Source organism: Streptomyces sp. NPDC058812 (assembly GCF_042744565.1).
GTDB classification, from domain to species: Bacteria; Actinomycetota; Actinomycetes; order Streptomycetales; family Streptomycetaceae; genus Streptomyces; species Streptomyces thinghirensis.
In genome coordinates this window covers 13,083-33,064 of sequence record NZ_JBHYOB010000011.1, presented here as the reverse complement: position 1 = coordinate 33,064, position 19,982 = coordinate 13,083, and the positions used below count along the sequence as shown (strand labels likewise).

The window sequence follows — 19,982 nt, the reverse complement described above, 5'->3', positions numbered from 1 at the left end:
CGGTGGCTAGGGAGGTGGCTGCGGAGACGCCGGGAGGGCGGAAACCGGGGGCGTGGCATGGATGGAAACAGCGGAGGAGACGGCGGAAGACCTCTCCGACGGGCGGAGCTGATCGGCGCCGCCGGGACCGCGGTCCTTCCGGTCGCCGCGGTCGTCCTGGTGGGCGTGAAAGCCTCGTTGCCCTGGTGGGCGGTGGCCGGTCCGGCCGTGCTGACGGCCGGGCTCGCGGGCTGGGCCGGGGTGCGGACCGTCCGGCGGCGCGCCGTGCGCGACGAGGCCCTGGAGCCGGGCGAGAAGGTCCTCGGCACCTACACCGTCCGGCCTCCCTACCGCGAGCACACACCGCCCGCAGCGCACGAGGGCCCGCAGTACCAGCTCCTGGTGACCAGCCACGGCCTGCAACTGTGGGAGCGTTCCGCACTGCTGTGGCGCCACCCATGGCCGGAGCTGCGCGTACTCGTCGACGGCCCGCGCCTGCGCGTCCACCACGAGGGACACGAGGCCGGGATCATGCTGCTGGAGCCGGCGGGCGCCGCCCAGGAGGTACGCCTCGTCGCCGCACGCCACGCGGCGGGCTGAGGGTTCGGTCACGGAGGCGGCGCCGACGGAACCGCGCGGCTGACGCACTCGAACCACACCGTCTTGCCCTGCCCGTCGGCGTACGGCGTGACGCCCCACCGGTCGGCCACCGTCCCGACGATCACGAGCCCGCGCCCGCCCTCGCCCAGCGCGTCGGCTGCCACCGGCACAGGCAGCTTCGGGCAGCCGTCGGCGACCTCCACGCGCACTCCACCGGGGTACAGCAGGAAGCACACCCGGCAGCGGCGGCCGGGCACGTGCCGTACGACGTTGGCCACCAGCTCCGTGAGCGCCAGCTCGGCGGCGTCGGCCACGTCCCGCAGGCCCGAGCGGACGAGGTACAGCCGCAGTACGCGGCGCAGATGACGGGCCGAGTGCGCGCCCATGGCGAACTCGGCGTGGTACTGGCTCTCAACGTCCGCCGCCTGCGGACCGGTTGCATGATTCACATCACAAGGCTGCGACGCACTGCGTACGCTCGACTACGCACAGGAACGAACGCCGTGAGGTGTTGCCGTCCGCAGTCCCGGAGTGAGGTGCCGCAGTGGCCAACATCCAGTCCCTCGACCCGACCGCTTCCCCGCTCGACTACTACGGCTGGGAACTGCGCCGCCAGCGCGAGGCGCACGGCCTCCGGCAGGGCCAGCTCGGCGAGATCATCTTCTGTACCGGTTCACTGGTCGGCCAGATCGAGACCACGAAGAAGGTCCCGACGCGGGACTTCTCCGAGCGGGTGGACGCCGCGCTGGGCACGGACGGTTTGTTCTCGCGGCTGATCGGGCTGGTGCTGCGCAGCCAACTCCCCACGTGGTTTCAGCCGTACGCAGAGATGGAGGCGAAGGCGGCGTACATCTCGACGTATCAGGCGCAGTTGGTCTACGGGCTGTTGCAGACGGAGGAGTACGCGCGGGCGGTGCTCGCCACTGGCATGCCGGACGACTTGGAAGGCCTGCTGGCCGCCCGGATGGAACGCCAGCGCATTCTGGAGCGTGAACAGCCGCCGCTGGCCTGGGTGGTGCTGGACGAGGCGGTATTGCACCGGCCGATCGGTGGGCGCGAGGTCATGCGGCGGCAACTGGCCCGGCTGTTGGAGTTCGCCGGTCACCGGTGGATGCATGTGCAGGTGCTGCCGAACGAGGCGGGGGCACACGCCAGCCTCGCTGGTTCATTCACCACCATGCGCTTCGACGACAACCCGGACATCGTCTACACCGAGGACATCATCTCCGGCCACATGACGGCCAATCCGGAGACCATCAGGGAAGCCGCTCTCCGTTACGCTCGCTTGCAGGCTGCCGCCCTCTCCGTGGAGGATTCGGCGGAACTGATCATGCGGGTGATGGAGGAACGCTATGGACACGGCTCCCAGCTTGAGGAACACCCAGTGGCGTAAGTCCAGTTACAGCGGGAACACCGGCGGCGAATGCGTCGAGTGCACCGTCACCGGCGGCGCCGCCTGGCGCACCTCCTCGTACAGCGGCCCCAACGGCGGCGACTGCGTCGAGGTAGCTGACAACTGCCCCACCGGTGCCGTCCCCGTGCGCGACAGCAAGAATCCGTCCGGCCCGGTCGTCACCGTCGGGGCCGGTGCCTGGCAGGCGTTCGTCGGCGGTCTGCGCTAGCGCCGCCGCCGCGCTGGTCACTCCTCCAGGGCGGCCTGCCGGGCAAGGAACTCCTCGAACGCCGCCTTCTGCTTCGGGTCCATGAAGCCCTGGCGGACATTGCGGGCCGTCTCCTCCAGCCAGTGCGCCTCGCCCGGGTCCAGGAGCTCGGCGACCACCACGCCGTCGCGGGCGACCGCCGTGCGTCCTCCGACGCGACGGCGGTAGAGCGTGAAGGCGCCGTACTCCGCCGGATGAGCCAGCTCCGGCTCCTCCCTCTCCTCCGGCCCGGCCCGGTCGGCGGCGACCCTCGGCGGGTAGGCGGCGGGAGCCCAGTGCTCCCACAGCGCCAGCGTCGCCGCGGGCACGAGCACCGCGTGTTCCGAAGGCCGGCCTCCCTCCCACACGAACGTGACCGTGACGGGCTCACCGACGGCCTCGGCCAACCCAAGCACCCGCTCCACCTCGTCGTTGACCGGGTAACTCACCTCTGCGTCGATCCGTATCCCCATGGCGCCCCAGGCTACGGACGGCCTCTGACACCGCCCGCGCCTCCACCGGCCACCGTCAGTGCCCCGTGCCACCATCGGCGTATGGACAAGCTGCGGCAGTTGCGGCCGGCGAAGGACGCCATGGACCGGGACTGGGCCGCGCACGCGGGGTACTCCCGGTATCACTTCCTGCGCGCCTTCAAGAGGCGTACCGTGTCCGGTTCCTCCGGGAGCCGCAGGAACGCCCGTACGGCATGGGACCAACCTAGGACCGGCCCGGAGAGCCGCTCTTGGCGCGGTCCGGCAGCATCGGGTAGCTCCCGGTGTTCGTCGGTGCGTGCTCCGGCAGCCACAGCACGGCGACCGCGCCCTCGGCCGGTACGTGCTCCGGGGCGCCGGCGGGCCGTACGTTGCGGAAGGTGAGCCGGGCGCCCAGTACCCGCGCCTGACCGGCCGCGATGGTCAGGCCCAGACCGTGCCCGCGGCCCGCCCGGTCCGTGCTGCCGGTGCGGAAGCGGCTCGGGCCCTCGGCGAGGAGGGCCTCGGGGAAGCCCGGCCCGTGGTCGCGGACCCGGATCACCCGGCCCTCGACGCTGACCTCGACGGGGGGCCGGCCGTGCCGTGCCGCGTTGGCGAGCAGGTTGATCAGCACGCGCTCCAGGCGTCGCGGGTCGGTGGTGACCTCCGACTCGTGGATCACCCGCACCTCCACGTCCGGGTCCTTGGCCGCCACCCGCCGGGACACGAAGTCGCCCAGCATGATGTCCTGCAGCTCGGCCCGCTCCGAGGCCCCGTCGAGCCGGGCCACCTCCAGGACGTCCTCGACCAGCGTCCGCATCGCCTTCGCGCGGTCGAGGACCAGCTCGGTCGGGCGGCCCGGCGGCAGCAGCTCGGCGGCGGTGAGCAGGCCGGTCACCGGGGTGCGCAGCTCGTGCGCGATGTCCGCGGTGACCCGGCGCTCGGCATCCAGCCGCTTCTGCAAGGCGTCCGCCATCGCGTCCACGGCGCTCGCGAGGTCGTCGGTCTCGTCCCGGACGACCCCGCCGATGGCGTCCCTCACGCGGACGTCCGGCTCGCCGTTGGCGACCTGGTGCGCGGCGGCGGCGGCCTTGCGCAGCCGGCGCGACAGCTGGCCGCCGATGAGCACGCCGAGCGCGCTGCCACCGAGGACGACCGCGATGGAGCCGATGACCAGGGCCTGGTCGAGGTCCTTGAGGATGTCCGCGCTGCGGTCGGTGAACCCGGAGTGCAGGGACATCACGTGCCCGTCCTTGAGCGGCACGGCGGCCCAGATGTCCGTCACCCCGTCGGCCCGCTCGGAGACGTACGTCGCCCGCCGCCCGTTCTCGACCTTGCGGCGCAGCTCCGCGGGCAGCTCGGGGTCGTCGATCTTGGCGTTCGGGAAGTTCTGCCGTCCGGACAGCTCGTAGTTGCGCTGGGCGATCAGGACCCGGTCGTCCGCGAGGTCACGCGCGTTGTCCAGCATCGACACCCGGGCCGCGTTGTGCACGACCAGGCTCAGCACGACCGCCACCAGCGCGCCGACCAGCGCGATGGCCGCGCTGAGCTTCCAGCGCAGCCCGGTACGGATGCTCAGCCTCGTACGGAAGAACCCCCGCATGTCCCTGTATCCCCGAATCCCCGCTCAGGCCTTCAGCTTGTAGCCGAAGCCGCGGACCGTCTCGATACGGTCCTGACCGATCTTGGTACGCAGTCGCTGCACATGGACGTCGACGACGCGGGTGTCACCGCCCCAGCCGTAGTCCCACACGCGCTCCAGGAGCTTGTCGCGCGAGAGCACCGTGCCCGGCGCGGAGGAGAACTCCAGCAGCAGCCGCATCTCGGTCGGGGTGAGCGCCACCGGCCGCCCGGCCCGGCGCACCTCCATGCCGTCGGTGTCGACCTCCAGCTCGCCGAAGGCGAGCACGCCCCCGGTGTCGGCGGCGGCCCCCGCGTCCCCCCGGTCGCCGCCGCCCGCGTGCCCGAAGCGGCGCAGCACCGCGCGGATCCGGGCGACCAGCACGGCTCCGTCGAACGGCTTGGTGACGTAGTCGTCGGCGCCGGCCTCCAGCCCCAGTACGACGTCGATGGAGTCCGCCCGCGCGGACAGCATGATCACCGGCACGGTGGACTCGTCCCGGATCCGGCGGCACAGGCTGACGCCGTCCAGACCGGGGAGCATGACGTCGAGGAGCGCGATGTCGGGGCGGTCCGCCCGGAACGCCTCCAGGCCCGACAGCCCGTCGGGCATCGCGGTGACCGCGAAGCCGTCCCGCTCCAGGGCGAGCTGGGTGGCCTCGCGGATGACGTCGTCGTCCTCGACGAACAGGACGTGGGTCTGGTCTGCCATCCGGGTGCTCTCAGTCCTCGTGTGCGGTCACTCGGTAGACGCGGGGGGCGTGCGCCGCGTTCATTTCTCCGCCGGGGTTCACGTCTCCGCCGCGGTTCATGTCTCCGCCGGTGTTCATGTGTCCATCGGGGTCCTCATGTCTCCATCGGTCCGAGTGGCCCGATCGGTTCACGCGGCCCGACCGGTTCTCTCGCCGCGCGCGTCAGCTGTCCGGTTCCGGGACAGGGGTCGGCACGTTCCCGGCGGCGTTGCTGTAGTCGTTGTGGGTGCGGAACTCCTCGGCGAACCGGCCCGAGGCCCAGCGGTACGTGATCACGTTCTCGCCGGACGGACTGGACACCGGGTCGCCCTTCTCGTACACCTGCTTGGTCACCACCAGGTCGCCGCGGTCGATCTCCGCGTAGACCGGCGGCTCCTCGGCCCTGAACACATTCTGGTACGCGCCGTCCTCCTCGCGGTACACGTAACTGCCCACACCGACCGCGTCACCGCACGTCAGCACGTTGACGACGACGTCCTCGGCCGATCCCGACCCTCCGGTCAGCGTCCCGTACGACACGTCGACGGGGTACTCGTCGGCGACGCACGGCTTCAGCTCGCGCTTGACCTCCGCGGAGACCTTGGGGTCGGCCTTGACGAGCCGGACCGCGTCCACGCGGTCGGGAACCTCGGAGGGGGAGGCCGCGGGCGAGGAGGAGGCGGCGCCCGCCACCGCGTCCGCGTGGGCCGGCCCCTCGTCACGGGCGCCGGTGCCGCCCGCGCCGCAGCCGGAGAGGGAAAGGCCGAGGGCGACGAGCACGGCCACCGCCGTACTCGCCGCCTGCGTACTCCTCCGGGCGCCCCCGGATGATCGACCGACGGTCAGGCCGCGCAACGCTCCCGCTCCTCACGCTCCAGCGCCCGTGCGTCCAGATCGCGGGCGACCAGCTCCTCGCGGAGCCGGGCGAGCGCCCGGTGCAGCGTGCTCTTGACCGTTCCCGCCGACATGCCGAGGGCGGCGGCGGTCTCCTCCGTTGACATCTGCTCCCAGTGTCGCAGCACCACGACGCTGCGCTGCTTCGGGGCGAGCACCTTCATGACGTCCATCAGCAGGGCGCGGTCCGCGTGCTGCTCGGTGGAGTCGTCCACGCACGACTCCGGGAGCTGCTCGGTCGGCACTTCCTCCAGCTTCCGCGCCCGCCACCACTCGGTACGGGTGTTGATCATCACCCGGCGCAGGTAGGCGTCGGCCAGCCGCTTGTCCTCGATGGTCTCCCAGCGGCGGTACGTGCGCACCAGCGCGGTCTGCAGCAGGTCCTGGGCGTCGATGGGGTCCGGGACCAGGCGCCGGGCGCTGCGCAGCAGCGCGTCCTGCCGGGTACGGACGTACTCCTCGAACTCGAGCACCTCGCCCATGGTCAACCGCCTTCCGATCCGTAGCCCTGCTGTGCCTGCGGGGCACGAAAACGAAGGTAGGGAAGCGTTGTCACGGCGCTGTGCGAAGCAGCCTGCGGGGGGCCCTCGGCTGTCCGTCGGTTGTGTAACGGACGTCGGAACCGGCTTGAACGACAGCCCACTTGGCACCGACAACAGGTGATTCGTCCGATATGTGAGCTGTCACGGAAGCACCCGCCACCGCTGTGCTCCGGTTGTACGTCAGCTCAGCGGCAGCCGGTACAGCCCGTCCGCCAGCGGCTCCACCAGACCGTCGGCGACGAGGCCGTCCAGGGCCCGTGCGCGCTGGACCGGTTCGTGCCACACCTGGTCGAGAGCCGCCTGCGGCACCGGCCCGTGCGCCTCCCGCAGCACCGCGAGCAGCCGGCCGCGCACCTGCCGGTCGGTACCCGCGTACGTCTGGCCGCGCCGTGGCGGCCCGTCGTGCGCGGGCTTGCCGGCCAGCCGCCAGGCGCACTGGGCCGCGATCGGACAGCGGTGGCACGACTCGTTCTTCGCCGTGCAGACGAGCGCGCCCAGCTCCATGGAGGCGGCCGCCCAGCGGGCCGCGTCCGCCTCGTCGTCCGGCAGCAGTGCCCGCGCCAGCTTCCGCTCGGCGGCGGTGGTGGCGTTCGGCGGGTACTGCGCACCAGTGACCGCGCGGGCGAACACCCGGCGGACGTTGGTGTCCAGTACGGCGTGCCGCTGGCCGTAGGCGAAGGAGGCGACCGCGGCGGCCGTGTACTCGCCGATGCCGGGCAGCGCCAGCAGCTGGGCGTGGTCCGCCGGTACGTCGCCGCCGTGCCGTTCCGTTATGGCCGCGGCGGCGCCGTGCAGGCGCAGGGCGCGGCGCGGGTAGCCGAGCCGGCCCCAGGCGCGGACGGCCTCGCCGGGCGCCTCCGCGGCGAGGTCGGCGGGGCGCGGCCAGCGGGCCAGCCACTGCTCGTAGACGGGCAGGACGCGGCTCACCGGCGTCTGCTGGAGCATGAACTCACTGACCATCACGCCCCACGCGCCGGCCTCCGGGCGCCGCCACGGCAGATCGCGGGCGTGCTCGTCGAACCAGTTGATGACGGGGGCGTGCAGCGGCACACCGGACGCGGCCCGCTCACCGACCGGGACGGCGGCGGACGCCGGGGCACCGGAGGCGGCGGCGGAGGCCGGCGTCGCGGCGGGGTCGGAGGGGCCGTTGTGCGAGGGCTTCGTGGGCGCAGTCATGACCCTCCGATCCTGCCACGGGAGGACCACCGCGCGGGCGCACCGCCACCCGGTATCGGCCACGACCCCTGACGATCGACAGGGGCGCCGCCCCGCCGCCCGCTTGTAGCGTCGGCCCCGTGAACGGAACCCGCCCGGCCGACGCCGCCGGGGTCGGCGGTGGGCGCGTCGGCCGGGGCGTCGGGCCCGCCCGCCTCGCCGCCCTCGGCAGCGGCGCTCTCCTCTGGGCCGCCCTATCCCTCCCCGCGGTCACCGCGGACCGGCTCGGGATGAACGAGCCGCGGCCCCTGTGGCAGCAGCTGGCCGGCCTGGCAGTGCTCGCCGCGGCCGTCGCGCTCTCCCGGCGGCAGCCGCTCGCCGCCTTCGCGCTGACGGCGGGCCTGAGCCTCGCCGCGACCCCGGCTCTGTTCAGCGTCTCCTACGGCCCCGCCCTCGGTGTCTTCGCCCTGCTGCTCGGCCTGCGCGCGCCGCGGCCGCGGCCCGCGGTGGCCGGCTTCGTCGGTGCCGGCGTCGCCGGCACGGCGCGGATCGCGCTGGTCGGAGTCGACCCGGCGCCCGAGTGGCTGGTCCTGACGACCGGCACGCTGCTCTTCGGCTGCGTCTTCCCCTGGCTCGGCGGACGCTACTGGCGGCAGAGCCGGGCGCTCGCCGAGGCCGGCTGGCTCAGGGCCGCCCGGCTGGAGGACGAACAGCGGCACGCCGAGGAACGGGCCAGACTGCGCGAACGGGCCCGGATCGCCCAGGACATGCACGACTCCCTCGGCCACGAACTGAGCCTGCTCGCCCTGCGCGCCGCCGCCCTCCAGGTCGCACCGGGCCTCGCCGCCGGCCACCGTGCCGCCGCGGCCGACCTGCGCGGCGCCGCCGCCGACGCCACCGACCGCCTGCACCGCATCATCGGCGTACTGCGCGAGGTGTCCGTCGACGACGAACCCGCCCCGCTGGCCCCGGCGGGCGAGAGCGTCGAGGACCTCGTCGCCCGGGCCGCCGCATCGGGCCTCCCCGTCCGCTGGGAACCGCGGAACGAGGCCACCACCCCGGCCCCGGAACCCGGCGGCATCGCGGAACGCCTGCTGCACCGGGTGGTGCGCGAGGCCCTGACCAACGCGGCCCGGCACGCGCCGGGCGCCCCCGTCGTCGTAGCGGTCACCGGGCAGGCCCGCGGCACGACGGTCACCGTCACCAACGGACCGGCCGCCCAGGAGGCGTCCCCTTCGTCGGGCGGTTCGGGCCTGCTCGGGCTGCGCGCCGCCGTCGCCTCGGTCGGCGGCGACTTCAGCGCGGGGCCGTACGGAGAGGGCTTCCGCGTCCGGGCGCACGTCCCCGCACAGCGGACACCCGCCCCCGCCGCCCGGCCCGCCGCCCCCTCGGCGCCCTTCGCCCGCGCCCGCCGCCGCGTCGCCCTCGGCCTGGGCGCCGCCGCCGGTGCGGGCGTCGTCCTGGTCGGCGCCGCCTTCGGCTGGTACGCGTACACCGAGACGCACTCGGTGCTCAGCCCCGCCGCGTACGCGGAACTGCGCCCGGGCACGCCGTACGACGCGGTCGCCCCCGTACTGCCGGACCGCGCGGTCAACGACCCGCCCGTCGAACGCGCCCCGGCGCCCCCGAAGGACGCCGACTGCCGCTACTACCGGTCGAGCGGTGAACTCCTCGTCTCCGTCGACCACTTCCGGCTCTGCTTCGACGAGGAGGGGCGCCTGGCCGCCAAGGACGTCATCCCCCGCGCCGGACCGTCCGGCGAGGGACGCGAGCCATACGAGCGACACGAGGAGTCCGCACGGTGATCCGGGTACTGCTGGCCGACGACGAGGCGATGGTGCGGGCCGGCGTGTGCGCCATCCTGGCGAGCGGCGGGGAGAGCGAGGTCGTCGCCGAGGCGGGGGACGGCCGCGATGCGGTCGAACTGGCCCGTGCCCACCGCCCCGACGTCGCCCTGCTGGACATCCGCATGCCCCGCCTGGACGGACTCGCGGCCGCGCGGGAGATCGTGCGGACCGTCCCCGGCACGGCCGTCGCCATGCTGACCACCTTCTCCGAACAGTCCTACGTGGCCCAGGCCCTGGCCGGCGGTGCCACCGGCTTCCTGCTCAAGTCCGGGGACCCCTACGAACTGATGGCGGGCGTACGGGCCGTGGCCGAGGGCGCCGCCTTCCTTTCCCCGAAGGTCGCCCGGTACGTCGTCGAGGACCTCGGCAGGGGCGGTGGTGGCGGCCGGCTCGCCCGCGAGGAACACGCCCGCGCGCGCGTGGCGCGCCTCAGCCCCCGCGAACGCGAGGTGCTCGGCCTCGTCGGCGCCGGCCTGTCCAATCCGGAGATCGCCGCCCGGCTGCATCTCGTCGAAGGCACGGTGAAGGCGTACGTGAGCGCGGTCCTGGACCGGCTCGGGGTACGCAACCGGGTCCAGGCCGCGATCGTCGCGTACGAGGCGGGACTGGTCGAGCCGGACGCCTGAACGCCTACGCGCCTCGACGCCGCCGGTGCGAGGTGACGTACGCGGCGCCGGGAGCGGCGGCCGGGCCCGGCCCGGTCAGCCACCGCACCGCGGGCGCCGACGACGCGCGCATCGCCTCGGCCAGCCGCGTCGCCGGACGCCTGCCCAGGAGTACGGCCGTGGCGGCGACGGCGGCGCCGAGCAGCAGCCCGGCGGTGACGTCGTGCGGGTAGTGCACGCCGACGAAGACCCGGGAGAAGGCCATCAGCAGGGCGAGCGGGGCCGTGACCCGGATGACCGCCCGCCGGACCAGGGCCAGGGCGACGGCCGAAGCGCCCGCTATCGTCGCGTGGTTGCTCGGGAAGGACCAGTCACCGGTCGGTGGGCATGCGGCCAGGGACGGCACCGCTTCGGCGACCGCCCGGCACGGACGCTCCTGTGTGAAACCGGACTTGAGCAGCTCACTGCACACATACGCCACAGCCGTGGCCACGGGTGCGAGGACCGCTGTCGCGAACGCCTTTGGGCTGCCGTGGCGCGACCGCCACCAGGCGACGGCGAACAGCGCGCCGAACACCAGGATTCCCGCTTCCGTCCACACCTCCGCCGCGTGCTGGACCCATGTCGGGGTGTCGTGGGCGAAGTCGGTGATGTCGCGGTACAGCTCGTCGTCCTCGAAGGTCATGCTCACGGACGGTAGGCGGCCGGGTGATTCGGTCACACCCTGCGATCGACATGTGCGGCACCTGACGATCGACAGGGGGTCCGGAGCGGTCTCCGGAATGATGATCCGTAAAAGTTGCGGCCCTGAACGGCGGGTGGGACAAGGGAACGCGCCGATCTCTCGTACAGTTTGCGCCGTGGGATCTCTGCGCAATCCGGTCGGGCCGCTTCCCTCCTCCATCTACTGGCGACGGAGGGCCGTACTGCTGTCCCTGTTCGCCCTGTTGGCGCTGTTGATCACGTGGATCGTGGTCGCCGGCGGCGGTGGCGGCGGCAATGGCCGCGAGGACGGCGCGAACGGCAAGAATCCGGCGCCCTCGATCACCCCGGGGCCCTCGGGTTCCGGGCCGGCGATCAGTGAGGCGCCGGGCGGGCGCGACGAGTCGGGGAGCGGGGACTCCAGCGGTTCTGGGTCGGATTCGAGTTCGGGCTCCGACGGCGACGGGTCCGGTTCCGGCGACGGGTCCGGTGGCGGCGGCGACGGGTCCGGTGGGTCCGGCAGTGCCGGCGGAGGCGGTTCCGCGGGCGGGGCCGCGACCGGTGTCGGCACGGACGACGCGCTGCCGGGTGGTTCGAGCCTTCCCAACTGCGCCCCGGGCGCGGTGAAGTTGAGCCTGCGCAGTGTCCGCAACAACTACACGCCCGGTCAGACCCCCACCTTCGAACTGACCGCGCGGAACACCTCCGGCAGCGACTGCAAGGTCGATCTCGGCCCGAAGCACGCGGTGTTGACGATCACGCCGGCCGAGGGCGACGACGCGTACTGGTCCTCCGACGACTGCGTCAAGGGCGCGGGGAGTCTGCGGTACCGGGTGGCCGCCGGCAGCGGCATCGCCTACACCGTGAAGTGGGACCGCAAGCCGAGCGCCCCCGAGTGCGGGACGCCTCCGGCGGGGTCCGCCAAGGCGGGGACGTACCTGGTGGAGGCCAAGGTGGCCGGGTTCGAGAAGGTGCGGACGTCGTTCGTGCTGAAGAGCGACTGAGCCCCCGACGAGGGCCCGGCGCCGGCGCGGCCCCGGCCGCGCCGACTCAGCCAGTCCTCAGACGTACCGCTCCAGTCCTCAGACGTACCGCTCCAGGATCGACGACTCCGCAAGCCGCGACAGACCCTCTCGCACGCTGCGCGCACGCGCCTCGCCGACGCCGTCCACCGTCTGGAGGTCGTCCACGCTGGCGGCGAGCAGCTTCTGCAGGCCGCCGAAGTGCTCCACCAGCCGGTCGATGATCGCGCCGGGCAGCCGCGGGACCTTCGCCAGCAGCCGGAAGCCGCGCGGCGACACCGCGGAGTCCAGGGTCTCCGGAGATCCGGTGTAGCCCAACGCTCGGGCCACCGTGGACAGTTCGAGCAGCTCGGCGTGGCTGAGCTTGTCCAGCTCGGCGAGCGCCTCCTCGACCGTGCGGGAGCGCTTGGCGGTCGGCTCGGGCACGTAGTCCCGCACGACCAGCTCGCGCTCGGGCTCCACGCCGGCGATCAACTCGTCCAGCTGGAGCGCCAGCAGCCGCCCGTCCGTGCCCAGCTCCACCACGTACTCGGCGATCTCGGTCGCGATGCGGCGCACCATCTCCAGCCGCTGGGCGACCGCGGAGACGTCCCGGACGGTGACCAGGTCCTCGATCTCCAGCGCCGACAGCGTGCCCGCGACCTCGTCGAGGCGGAGCTTGTAGCGCTCCAGGGTCGCCAGGGCCTGGTTGGCACGGGACAGGATCGCCGCGGAGTCCTCCAGCACGCGCCGCTGGCCGTCGACGTAGAGCGCGATCAGCCGCATCGACTGCGACACGGAGACGACGGGGAAGCCGACCTGCTTGCTGACCCGGTCCGCCGTACGGTGCCGGGTGCCCGTCTCCTCGGTGGGGATGGTCGGGTCCGGAAGCAGCTGCACGCCGGCCCGCAGGATCTTGGACAGGTCCGAGGACAGCACGATGCCGCCGTCGAGCTTGCACAGCTCGCGCAGCCGGGTCGCGGTGAACTCGACGTCCAGTACGAAACCGCCGGTGCACATCGACTCGACGGTCTTGTCGGAGCCCAGCACCATCAGGCCGCCGGTATTGCCGCGAAGGACCCGCTCCAGGCCGTCCCGAAGGAGCGTGCCGGGCGCCACCGCGCTCAGCGAGGCGCGCATCAGGCCATCGGCACCGGCACTCCCACCGGACTTTCCGGGAGCTGCTGCCCGGTCGTTGGCTGCCACTGCACTCCTCCGGTCGCAGGTTCTTCAGGCGCTCCCCTGTCGCACACTCGGTCGTACGGACGGGCGAGACCAGGGCAAAGTCTACCGGCGGTCCTCGTCCTCCCGTGGGGCCTCTCGCCGACGCGAGCGCGGAAGCACCCGCAGGGCGTCCCCTATGTCCGCGACTTCCAGGACCTTCATGCCGTCGGGGACCCTGCCCGGGTCGGTCGGCACCAGGGCGTGCGTGAAGCCCAGGCGGTGCGCCTCGGAGAGCCTGCGCTGCACGCCAGTGACCCGTCTCACCTCACCGGCGAGGCCGACCTCGCCGATCGCGACGAGGTTCTTGGGCAGCGGGGTGTCGCTGGCGGCCGAGGCGAGGGCGAGCGCGACGGCGAGGTCGGCGGCCGGTTCGGACAGCTTCACACCACCGACCGTCGCGCTGTAGATATCCCTTTTGCCCAGGGCGCTGATGCGGCCGCGCTGCTCCAGGACGGCCAGCATCATGGACACGCGGGAGGTCTCCAGACCGGAGGTGGTGCGCCGGGGGGACGGAATCTGGGAGTCGACGGTCAACGCCTGCACCTCGGCCACCAGCGGGCGGCGGCCTTCCAGGGTGACGGTCAGGCAGGTGCCGGGCACGGGCTCCGCGCGGCGGGTGAGGAACAGTCCGCTGGGGTCGGTCAGGCCGGTGATGCCCTCGTCGTGCAGCTCGAAGCAGCCGACCTCGTCGGTGGTGCCGTACCGGTTCTTGACGCCGCGCACCAGGCGCAGGCGGGCGTGCCGGTCGCCCTCGAAATGAAGCACGACGTCCACGAGGTGCTCCAGCAGCCGCGGGCCGGCGATGGCCCCGTCCTTCGTGACATGACCCACCAGCAGGGTGGACATGCCGCGGTCCTTGGAGGCGCGGATCAGCGCGCCCGCCACCTCCCGCACCTGCGCCATGCCGCCGGGGGCGCCGTCGATCTCGGGGGAGGCCACCGTCTGCACGGAGTCCAGGATCAGCAGGGAGGGCTTGACCGCGTCCAGATGCCCCAGCACCGCCGCGAGGTCGGTCTCGGCGGCGAGGTACAGATGGTCGTCGATCGCCTTGATGCGGTCGGCGCGCAGCCGCACCTGGCTCGCCGACTCCTCACCCGTGACATAGAGGGTCTTGTGCTCCTCGCTCGCCGCCTTGGCCGCCACGTCCAGCAGCAGCGTGGACTTGCCGACGCCGGGCTCGCCCGCGACGAGCACCACGGCGCCGGGCACCAGTCCGCCGCCGAGCACCCGGTCCAGCTCGGGCACGCCGGTCGAGCGGGCGGTCGCCTGACGGCCGTCGACCTGGCCGATGGGCAGCGCGGAGGTGGTGACGCGCCCCGGCGTCGTCGTACGGACCGCGGGGGCGCCGTACTCCTCGACCGTGCCCCAGGCCTGGCACTCGGGGCAGCGGCCGAGCCACTTGGCCGTCTGCCAGCCGCACTCGGTGCAGCGGTAGGACGGCCGTTCCTTGGTGGACTTCGCACGGGCAGCCATGCACGAACCGTAACCGCCCCCACTGACAACCCGTGCCGCCCCTCCGGCACCCCGAACGGACCATCCGGCTCCCTGAACGGACCGCCCGGCTCCCCGAACGGACCACCCGGCACCCTGAACCGGCCACGGAACTCCGGCTTCCTGTCCCCTTATGAGGGATCGTTTCACCCGTACGGATTAAAAGGGCCCAATGCGCCAGTTCGCGCCACCCATAGCCCCCTACGGTCGCCGAGTGATGAGGAGCAGTCCGGAGACCACGACCCGCACGACCGGCGCTCACCGGGCGCACCGGGAAGCGCGTGACCGCACCGCGGCGCGCACGCTGGCGCAGCGGCCGCCCGCGCGCTACGACGCGTATCTGGACGGCCTGTTCACGTACTGCCTGTCCGTGCTCTGCGACCACGACGCCGCGACCGAAGCCCTGGGTGACGTCCTGGCGCTCGCCGAGCGCCGCGGCCACCGCGGCCCGGGGGCCGCCGGGGACCGCAGGGCGTGGATGTACGCGCTGGCCCGCTGGGCCTGTCTGCGCAAGCTGGCCGAGGCCAAGCAGAAACGTCCGAGCAGTCACGCGGCGGGCCGCCCCCACGCCGTCCGGCAGCGCACCGCACAGCAGCAGCCCGCGCCCCTGTCACCACCCACCGCGCACGACGGACGCGACGGACGCGACGGGTACGACGGGAACGACGGGTACGACGACGGGTACGACGAGGAACAGCAGCGCCACCGCCGCGAACTCGCCCTCCTCGCCTGGCCGGAGGCCGCCGGCACCACCCCGGAGCAGCGCGAGGCGCTCGAACTCGCCGTGCGCCACCACCTCACCGCCCACGAGGTCGCCGCCGTCCTCGGCATGGACCTGGCCACCGCCCGTGAGCTGCTCGCCTCCGCCGCCTGCGAGGTCGAGCGCACCCGCGCCGCCCTCGCCGTCGTCGAGACCGGCACCTGCCCGGGCGTCGCCCGCCTCACCGGCGACAACCAGTACGTCCTGAGCGCCGCCCTGCGCCGCGAGCTGGTCCGGCACGTCGACGACTGCCCGCGCTGCCGCCGTACCGCGGAGCGCGCGATCCCGGGCCGCTGGCCCGGCACGAGCGTGACGCCCGCCGAGCTGCCCGTCCTGGAGGCACCCCGCGCGGCGCTGCACGTCGCCATGGCGCACCTCCCGCGCGCGCGGGGCGCGGCACCCCGCTTCGACCGGCGCGGCTTCCCGATGGACCCCAAGGACCGCGCGGCCCGGCGCGACCGCCTGCGCGCGCGTGCCGTCACCACGACCGTCGTGGCCACCGTCGTCGCCGCCCCCGTGCTCGCCCTGTGGGCGGCCTACCGCGGCACCCCGGTGGTCGAGGGCGAGGACGGCCGCTCGGCCAGTGCCAGCGAGGCGCAGGAGCCCGACGGCCCGGACGGCGAGTCCGCGGGCGGCGGCCACGGCTACGAGAACGCCGGCAACGCGGGCACCACCCCCGGCACCCGCTTCGGCAGGAACGGCAAGGCCGACGTCTCCGTGGAGGTCGTCAGCGTCTCCGGCGCGGGCGAGAAGGGCGCCGGCCGCCTGGGCGTCACGGCCGGCCACGACGGCGACACCACGCTCGTCACCCTGACCGCGACCGGCGACGCACCGGTGCGCTGGTCCGCGTCCACCGGGGCCTCCTGGCTGTACCTGAGCCAGTCGTCGGGCACCCTCGACCCCGGCGAGACGCTGACGATCAAGGTGTACGTCGACCACCTGCGGGAACCGTCGGGCCACTGGAGCGCACGGGTGGCCGTCTCACCCGCCGGCGCCGTCGTCTCCATCGAGGGCTACGGCACCGCGCCCAGCCCTTCCCACCCGGGACCGCGCCCCAGTACCCCCGACGACTCCCCGCCCCCGTCCGACCCCGGCCCGGACCCGGATCCGTCCCCGTCGACCTCGGCGCCTCCCGACCCGTCACCCACGGACGACCCGTCGCCCACGTCGCCCGACCCGGACCCGACACCCACCGAGGACCCGTCGCCCACCGGCGGCACGGGCGGCTCGTCACCGCCGCCCGGCGAGGGCGGCGACCCGAGCCCGTCCACCTCGTAGGACGGGTTCAGCGGGCGGGGTCCGCCGGGTGCGGCGCCACCAGCGGCAACTGCGAGGCCAGCCGCTCCTCGCACAGCTCGACCAGCCGGTCGTAGCCCGCCTTGCCCATCAGCTCGATCAGCTCCGGCCGGTACGAGACGTACACCGGGTCGCCCGCGCCGTGCGCCGAGGTCGCCGAGGTGCACCACCAGTGCAGGTCGTGCCCGCCCGGGCCCCAGCCGCGCCGGTCGTACTCACCGATCGACACCTGCAGCACGCGGGTGTCGTCGGGCCGGTCGATCCACTCGTACGTCCGCCGGACCGGTAGCTGCCAGCACACGTCCGGCTTGGTCTCCAGCGGTTCCCGGCCCTCCTTCAGGGCCAGGATGTGCAGCGAGCAGCCCGCGCCCCCGGCGAAGCCGGGCCGGTTCTGGAAGATGCACGAGCCCTGGAAGGGCCGGGTCTGCCGGGAGCCCTCGTCGTCCTCGGAGGTCCAGCCGTCCCGCGTGCCCTCGGCGTGGTGCTGCCAGACGTCCGGCGTGAGCCGCGCCACGTGCTCGGCGACCCGCTTCTCGTCGTCCTCGTCGGAGAAGTGGGCGCCCAGCGAGCAGCACCCGTCGTCCGCGCGGCCCGCCTGGATGCCCTGGCAGCCGCTGCCGAAGATGCAGTTCCAGCGGGAGGTCAGCCATGTCAGATCGCACCGGAAGACCTGCTCGTCGTCCGCCGGATCCGGAAACTCCACCCACGCGCGCGCGAAGTCGAGGCCCTTCTCGTCGCCCATTTTGTGCTTCTTGTCCTTCTTGGTCGACTTTTCGTCCTTCGCCTTTTTCGTCTTTGGCACGGCTCCAGGGTAAGTCGCCCGGGCCGGATGCCGGCACCACCGCACTCCCCGCTGGCAGTAGCGTTCCGTACATGAGACTCGGTGTCCTCGACGTGGGTTCGAACACGGTGCATCTGCTGGTGGTGGACGCGCACCCGGGCGCGCGCCCGCTGCCCGCCCACTCGCACAAGGCGGAACTGCGCCTCGCCCAGCTCCTCGACGAGGACGGCGCGGTCGGCCCCGACGGTGTCGACCGGCTGGTCGCCGTCGTCCGGGAGGCGCTCCAGGCCGCCGAGGACAAGGGCGTCGAGGACCTCCTGCCGTTCGCCACCTCCGCCGTGCGCGAGGCGAGCAACGCCGACGACGTCCTCGCGCGCGTGCGGGAGGAGACCGGCGTCGAGCTGGCGGTCCTCAGCGGCGCGGAGGAGGCCCGGCTCACCTTCCTCGCCGTCCGCCGCTGGTTCGGCTGGTCCGCGGGCAAGCTGCTGGTCCTCGACATCGGCGGCGGCTCCCTGGAGATCGCCTACGGCATCGACGAGGAGCCCGACACCGCCGTGTCGCTGCCGCTCGGCGCGGGCCGGCTGACCGCCGCCCGGCTGCCCGGCGACCCGCCCCACCCGGACGACGTCCGGGCGCTGCGCCGCCACGTCCGCACCGAGATCGCCCGCACGGTCGGCGACTTCAGCCGCTTCGGCGCCCCCGACCACGTGGTCGCCACCTCCAAGACCTTCCGGCAGCTGGCCCGCATCGCCGGTGCCGCCCGCTCCGCCGAGGGCCTCTACGTCCAGCGCGAGCTGAAGCGGGCCTCCCTGGAGGCCTGGGTGCCCCGCCTGGCCGCCATGACCACCGCCGAGCGCGCCGAGCTCCCCGGCGTCTCCGAGGGCCGCGCGAACCAGCTCCTGGCGGGCGCCCTGGTCGCCGAGGCCGCGATGGACCTCTTCCACGTGGAGAGCCTGGAAATCTGCCCGTGGGCGCTCAGGGAGGGAGTCATCCTCCGGCGCCTCGACCACATGGGCCCGGTGTAGCGCCCCAAAGGGGCGTGGGGCTGTATCGATGTGCGGCTCCGCCGCGCGGGCGCGAGCGACCACGGACCGCCCCGCACCCGCCGTACGTCAATCACCACAACGGCGAAAGGGCACCCGGCACCCACCCAGCGCCACCCCGTAACCTGACCCCCGTGGCAAAACCAAGGGACGTAGTCCGCATCCCGGATGCGAAGGTCGCCCTGTCGACGGCTTCCGTCTACCCGGAGTCGACCGCGACGGCCTTCGAGATCGCCGCACGCCTCGGTTACGACGGAGTCGAGGTCATGGTGTGGACGGACCCCGTCAGCCAGGACATCGACGCGCTGCGCAGACTCAGCGACTACCACCGCATGCCGATCCTGGCCGTGCACGCGCCCTGTCTGCTCATCACCCAGCGCGTCTGGTCCACCGACCCCTGGGTCAAGCTCCAGCGCGCCCGCGCCGCCGCCGAGAAACTCGGCGCGAGCGCCGTGGTGGTCCACCCCCCGTTCCGCTGGCAGCGGCAGTACGCCCGTGACTTCGTGAGCGGAATCTGGCGGATGGCGGACGAGACCGACGTCCGGTTCGCCGTCGAGAACATGTATCCCTGGCGCTACCGCGACCGCGAGATGCAGGCGTACGCCCCCGACTGGGACGTGACGAAGGAGGACTACCGTCACTTCACGATCGATCTCAGCCACGCCGCCACGTCCCGCACCGACAGCCTCGACATGATCGACCGCATGGGCGACCGCCTCGGCCACGTCCACCTCGCCGACGGCAAGGGCTCCGCCAAGGACGAGCACCTCGTCCCCGGCCGCGGCAACCAGCCCTGCGCCGAGGTACTGGAGCGCCTCGCGCACAACGGCTTCGACGGTCACGTCGTCATCGAGGTCAACACCCGTCGCGCGATGTCCAGCGCCGAACGTGAGGCCGATCTCGCCGAGGCACTGGCCTTCACCCGCCTGCACCTGGCGTCGGCGGACGCACCGGGCTCGGCGGGCTCGGCGACGAAGGCGCGCCGGCGGTGAGCGACGCGGGCGGGGGGACCCGCCGCCGCGGCCGCCCACCGCGCACGGAGTCCGCCGGCACCCGCGACCGCATCCTCACCGCGGCCCGCGAGGAGTTCTCCGAGCGTGGCTACGAGAAGACGTCCGTACGCGGCATCGCCAAGACGGCGGGCGTGGACCCGGCACTGGTGCACCACTACTTCGGCACCAAGGAGCAGGTCTTCGAAGCGGCCATCGAGGTCGCCTTCGCACCGGTCCTCGGAGCCCCCGAGGCGATCGGCGACGGCCCCCTCGACGGCGTCGGAGAGCGGCTCACCCGCTTCTTCTTCGGCCTCTGGGAGAACCCGGCCACCCGTACTCCACTGCTGGCCATCGTCCGCTCCGCCCTGAACAACGAGACCGCCGCCGCCGTCTTCCGCCGCCTGATCGCCGCCCAGCTGCTGCGCCGCATCGCGGCCCGGCTCGACCTGCCGGACGCGGAGCTGCGCGCCGAGCTGGCGGCCGCGCAGCTGGTGGGGTGCGCGGTGCTGCGTTACGTGATCAAGGCGGAGCCGCTGGCCTCGGCGGACCCGGAGCGGATCATCGCCCGCCTGGCACCGGTCGTACAGGGCCACCTCACCGGTCCCTGAG

At 73.3% G+C, this 19,982-nt stretch carries 21 protein-coding genes and 1 pseudogene; 11 read left to right on the top strand and 11 right to left on the bottom strand.

All coding sequences use genetic code 11. The features are described from left to right. The first annotated feature begins 57 nt into the window (after positions 1–57). Complete coding sequence (locus tag ACFW48_RS23005; RefSeq protein ID WP_386317423.1) at positions 58–579, top strand: hypothetical protein; 522 nt, start codon at positions 58–60, stop codon at positions 577–579. Positions 580–587: 8 nt separating this feature from the next. On the opposite strand, the gene ACFW48_RS23000 is transcribed toward ACFW48_RS23005, so the two are convergent. After that, positions 588–1,028 (bottom strand): ATP-binding protein, encoded by a 441-nt coding sequence (locus ACFW48_RS23000; protein ID WP_386317422.1) that lies wholly within the window; start codon positions 1,026–1,028, stop codon positions 588–590. 95 nt (positions 1,029–1,123) lie between these two features. On the opposite strand from ACFW48_RS23000, the gene ACFW48_RS22995 reads away from it, so the two are divergent. Both ACFW48_RS22995 and ACFW48_RS22990 read left to right on the top strand, forming a co-directional pair. Then, positions 1,124–1,972: a helix-turn-helix domain-containing protein gene (locus tag ACFW48_RS22995; RefSeq protein ID WP_386317420.1), complete on the top strand. Its 849-nt coding sequence runs from the start codon at positions 1,124–1,126 to the stop codon at positions 1,970–1,972. Next, complete coding sequence (locus tag ACFW48_RS22990; protein WP_386317418.1) at positions 1,932–2,201, top strand: DUF397 domain-containing protein; 270 nt, start codon at positions 1,932–1,934, stop codon at positions 2,199–2,201. Before ACFW48_RS22995 ends, ACFW48_RS22990 begins: the two co-directional genes overlap by 41 nt. Before the next feature lie 17 nt (positions 2,202–2,218). Here the strand turns inward: ACFW48_RS22990 and ACFW48_RS22985 are convergent, their stop codons facing one another. Beyond that, positions 2,219–2,692, bottom strand: a complete 474-nt coding sequence (locus tag ACFW48_RS22985; RefSeq protein ID WP_386317416.1) for a hypothetical protein — start codon at positions 2,690–2,692, stop codon at positions 2,219–2,221. Between the two features lie 81 nt (positions 2,693–2,773). Between ACFW48_RS22985 and ACFW48_RS22980 the strand changes: the two are divergent. Next, positions 2,774–2,875 (top strand): annotated as a pseudogene (locus ACFW48_RS22980) (AraC family transcriptional regulator); the annotation flags it as partial. Between the two features lie 61 nt (positions 2,876–2,936). Here the strand turns inward: ACFW48_RS22980 and cseC are convergent. The 5 genes from cseC to ACFW48_RS22955 all read right to left on the bottom strand — a co-directional run bounded on the left by cseC (position 2,937) and on the right by ACFW48_RS22955 (position 7,652). After that, positions 2,937–4,292, bottom strand: coding sequence for a two-component system sensor histidine kinase CseC (gene cseC / locus ACFW48_RS22975; RefSeq protein WP_386317414.1), 1,356 nt, complete (start codon positions 4,290–4,292; stop codon positions 2,937–2,939). A gap of 24 nt (positions 4,293–4,316) precedes the next feature. Beyond that, positions 4,317–5,021 (bottom strand): two-component system response regulator CseB, encoded by a 705-nt coding sequence (gene cseB / locus ACFW48_RS22970; protein WP_386317412.1) that lies wholly within the window; start codon positions 5,019–5,021, stop codon positions 4,317–4,319. A gap of 202 nt (positions 5,022–5,223) precedes the next feature. Next, positions 5,224–5,895 carry a hypothetical protein gene (locus ACFW48_RS22965; RefSeq protein WP_386317410.1) on the bottom strand — a complete coding sequence of 224 codons (672 nt, stop codon included), beginning with the start codon at positions 5,893–5,895 and terminating at the stop codon, positions 5,224–5,226. Beyond that, a complete protein-coding gene (locus ACFW48_RS22960; protein WP_386317408.1) occupies positions 5,883–6,422 on the bottom strand; it encodes a SigE family RNA polymerase sigma factor in 540 nt (179 codons plus the stop codon). Before ACFW48_RS22960 ends, ACFW48_RS22965 begins: the two co-directional genes overlap by 13 nt. A gap of 234 nt (positions 6,423–6,656) precedes the next feature. Then, positions 6,657–7,652, bottom strand: a complete 996-nt coding sequence (locus tag ACFW48_RS22955) for an A/G-specific adenine glycosylase (protein ID WP_386317407.1) — start codon at positions 7,650–7,652, stop codon at positions 6,657–6,659. A gap of 119 nt (positions 7,653–7,771) precedes the next feature. Here ACFW48_RS22955 and ACFW48_RS22950 point away from each other — a divergent pair, with 119 nt between their 5' ends. Both ACFW48_RS22950 and ACFW48_RS22945 read left to right on the top strand, forming a co-directional pair. Continuing rightward, positions 7,772–9,436 (top strand): histidine kinase, encoded by a 1,665-nt coding sequence (locus ACFW48_RS22950; RefSeq protein WP_386317405.1) that lies wholly within the window; start codon positions 7,772–7,774, stop codon positions 9,434–9,436. Beyond that, positions 9,433–10,104 (top strand): response regulator, encoded by a 672-nt coding sequence (locus ACFW48_RS22945; protein WP_386317403.1) that lies wholly within the window; start codon positions 9,433–9,435, stop codon positions 10,102–10,104. Before ACFW48_RS22950 ends, ACFW48_RS22945 begins: the two co-directional genes overlap by 4 nt. A gap of 4 nt (positions 10,105–10,108) precedes the next feature. Here the strand turns inward: ACFW48_RS22945 and ACFW48_RS22940 are convergent, their stop codons facing one another. After that, positions 10,109–10,768, bottom strand: coding sequence for a phosphatase PAP2 family protein (locus ACFW48_RS22940; RefSeq protein ID WP_386317401.1), 660 nt, complete (start codon positions 10,766–10,768; stop codon positions 10,109–10,111). Between the two features lie 175 nt (positions 10,769–10,943). Between ACFW48_RS22940 and ACFW48_RS22935 the strand changes: the two genes are divergently transcribed. Beyond that, positions 10,944–11,789, top strand: coding sequence for a hypothetical protein (locus ACFW48_RS22935; protein WP_386317399.1), 846 nt, complete (start codon positions 10,944–10,946; stop codon positions 11,787–11,789). Between the two features lie 78 nt (positions 11,790–11,867). On the opposite strand, the gene disA is transcribed toward ACFW48_RS22935, so the two are convergent. Both disA and radA read right to left on the bottom strand, forming a co-directional pair. Continuing rightward, positions 11,868–12,992: a DNA integrity scanning diadenylate cyclase DisA gene (disA, locus tag ACFW48_RS22930; protein WP_121748391.1), complete on the bottom strand. Its 1,125-nt coding sequence runs from the start codon at positions 12,990–12,992 to the stop codon at positions 11,868–11,870. A gap of 81 nt (positions 12,993–13,073) precedes the next feature. Further along, positions 13,074–14,483 carry a DNA repair protein RadA gene (gene radA / locus ACFW48_RS22925; protein WP_386317397.1) on the bottom strand — a complete coding sequence of 470 codons (1,410 nt, stop codon included), beginning with the start codon at positions 14,481–14,483 and terminating at the stop codon, positions 13,074–13,076. A 235-nt stretch (positions 14,484–14,718) separates the two neighbouring features. On the opposite strand from radA, the gene ACFW48_RS22920 reads away from it, so the two are divergent. Next, entirely contained in the window at positions 14,719–16,539 is a 1,821-nt protein-coding gene (locus ACFW48_RS22920; protein ID WP_386317395.1) for a hypothetical protein, read from the top strand. A 7-nt stretch (positions 16,540–16,546) separates the two neighbouring features. On the opposite strand, the gene ACFW48_RS22915 is transcribed toward ACFW48_RS22920, so the two are convergent. Beyond that, positions 16,547–17,359 carry a hypothetical protein gene (locus ACFW48_RS22915; protein WP_386317393.1) on the bottom strand — a complete coding sequence of 271 codons (813 nt, stop codon included), beginning with the start codon at positions 17,357–17,359 and terminating at the stop codon, positions 16,547–16,549. Positions 17,360–17,430: 71 nt separating this feature from the next. Here ACFW48_RS22915 and ACFW48_RS22910 point away from each other — a divergent pair, with 71 nt between their 5' ends. From ACFW48_RS22910 to ACFW48_RS22900, 3 genes are all read left to right on the top strand, one after another. Beyond that, a complete protein-coding gene (locus ACFW48_RS22910; RefSeq protein WP_386317391.1) occupies positions 17,431–18,363 on the top strand; it encodes a Ppx/GppA family phosphatase in 933 nt (310 codons plus the stop codon). Positions 18,364–18,515: 152 nt separating this feature from the next. Next, positions 18,516–19,373, top strand: coding sequence for a sugar phosphate isomerase/epimerase family protein (locus tag ACFW48_RS22905; RefSeq protein ID WP_386317389.1), 858 nt, complete (start codon positions 18,516–18,518; stop codon positions 19,371–19,373). Beyond that, entirely contained in the window at positions 19,370–19,981 is a 612-nt protein-coding gene (locus tag ACFW48_RS22900) for a TetR family transcriptional regulator (RefSeq protein ID WP_310871949.1), read from the top strand. The genes ACFW48_RS22905 and ACFW48_RS22900 overlap by 4 nt, the downstream gene beginning before the upstream one ends. Position 19,982 lies beyond the last annotated feature (1 nt).

Excerpts from the sequence above, each read along its gene's own strand:
- cseB (WP_386317412.1), bottom strand. The coding sequence starts at position 5,021 with ATGGCAGACCAGACCCACGTCCTGTTCGTCGAGGACGACGACGTCATC.
- ACFW48_RS22910 (WP_386317391.1), top strand. The coding sequence starts at position 17,431 with ATGAGACTCGGTGTCCTCGACGTGGGTTCGAACACGGTGCATCTGCTG.
- ACFW48_RS22940 (WP_386317401.1), bottom strand. The coding sequence starts at position 10,768 with ATGACCTTCGAGGACGACGAGCTGTACCGCGACATCACCGACTTCGCC.
- ACFW48_RS22955 (WP_386317407.1), bottom strand. The coding sequence starts at position 7,652 with ATGACTGCGCCCACGAAGCCCTCGCACAACGGCCCCTCCGACCCCGCC.
- cseC (WP_386317414.1), bottom strand. The coding sequence starts at position 4,292 with ATGCGGGGGTTCTTCCGTACGAGGCTGAGCATCCGTACCGGGCTGCGC.
- ACFW48_RS22920 (WP_386317395.1), top strand. The coding sequence starts at position 14,719 with ATGAGGAGCAGTCCGGAGACCACGACCCGCACGACCGGCGCTCACCGG.
- radA (WP_386317397.1), bottom strand. The coding sequence starts at position 14,483 with ATGGCTGCCCGTGCGAAGTCCACCAAGGAACGGCCGTCCTACCGCTGC.
- ACFW48_RS23005 (WP_386317423.1), top strand. The coding sequence starts at position 58 with ATGGATGGAAACAGCGGAGGAGACGGCGGAAGACCTCTCCGACGGGCG.
- ACFW48_RS22990 (WP_386317418.1), top strand. The coding sequence starts at position 1,932 with ATGGACACGGCTCCCAGCTTGAGGAACACCCAGTGGCGTAAGTCCAGT.
- ACFW48_RS22985 (WP_386317416.1), bottom strand. The coding sequence starts at position 2,692 with ATGGGGATACGGATCGACGCAGAGGTGAGTTACCCGGTCAACGACGAG.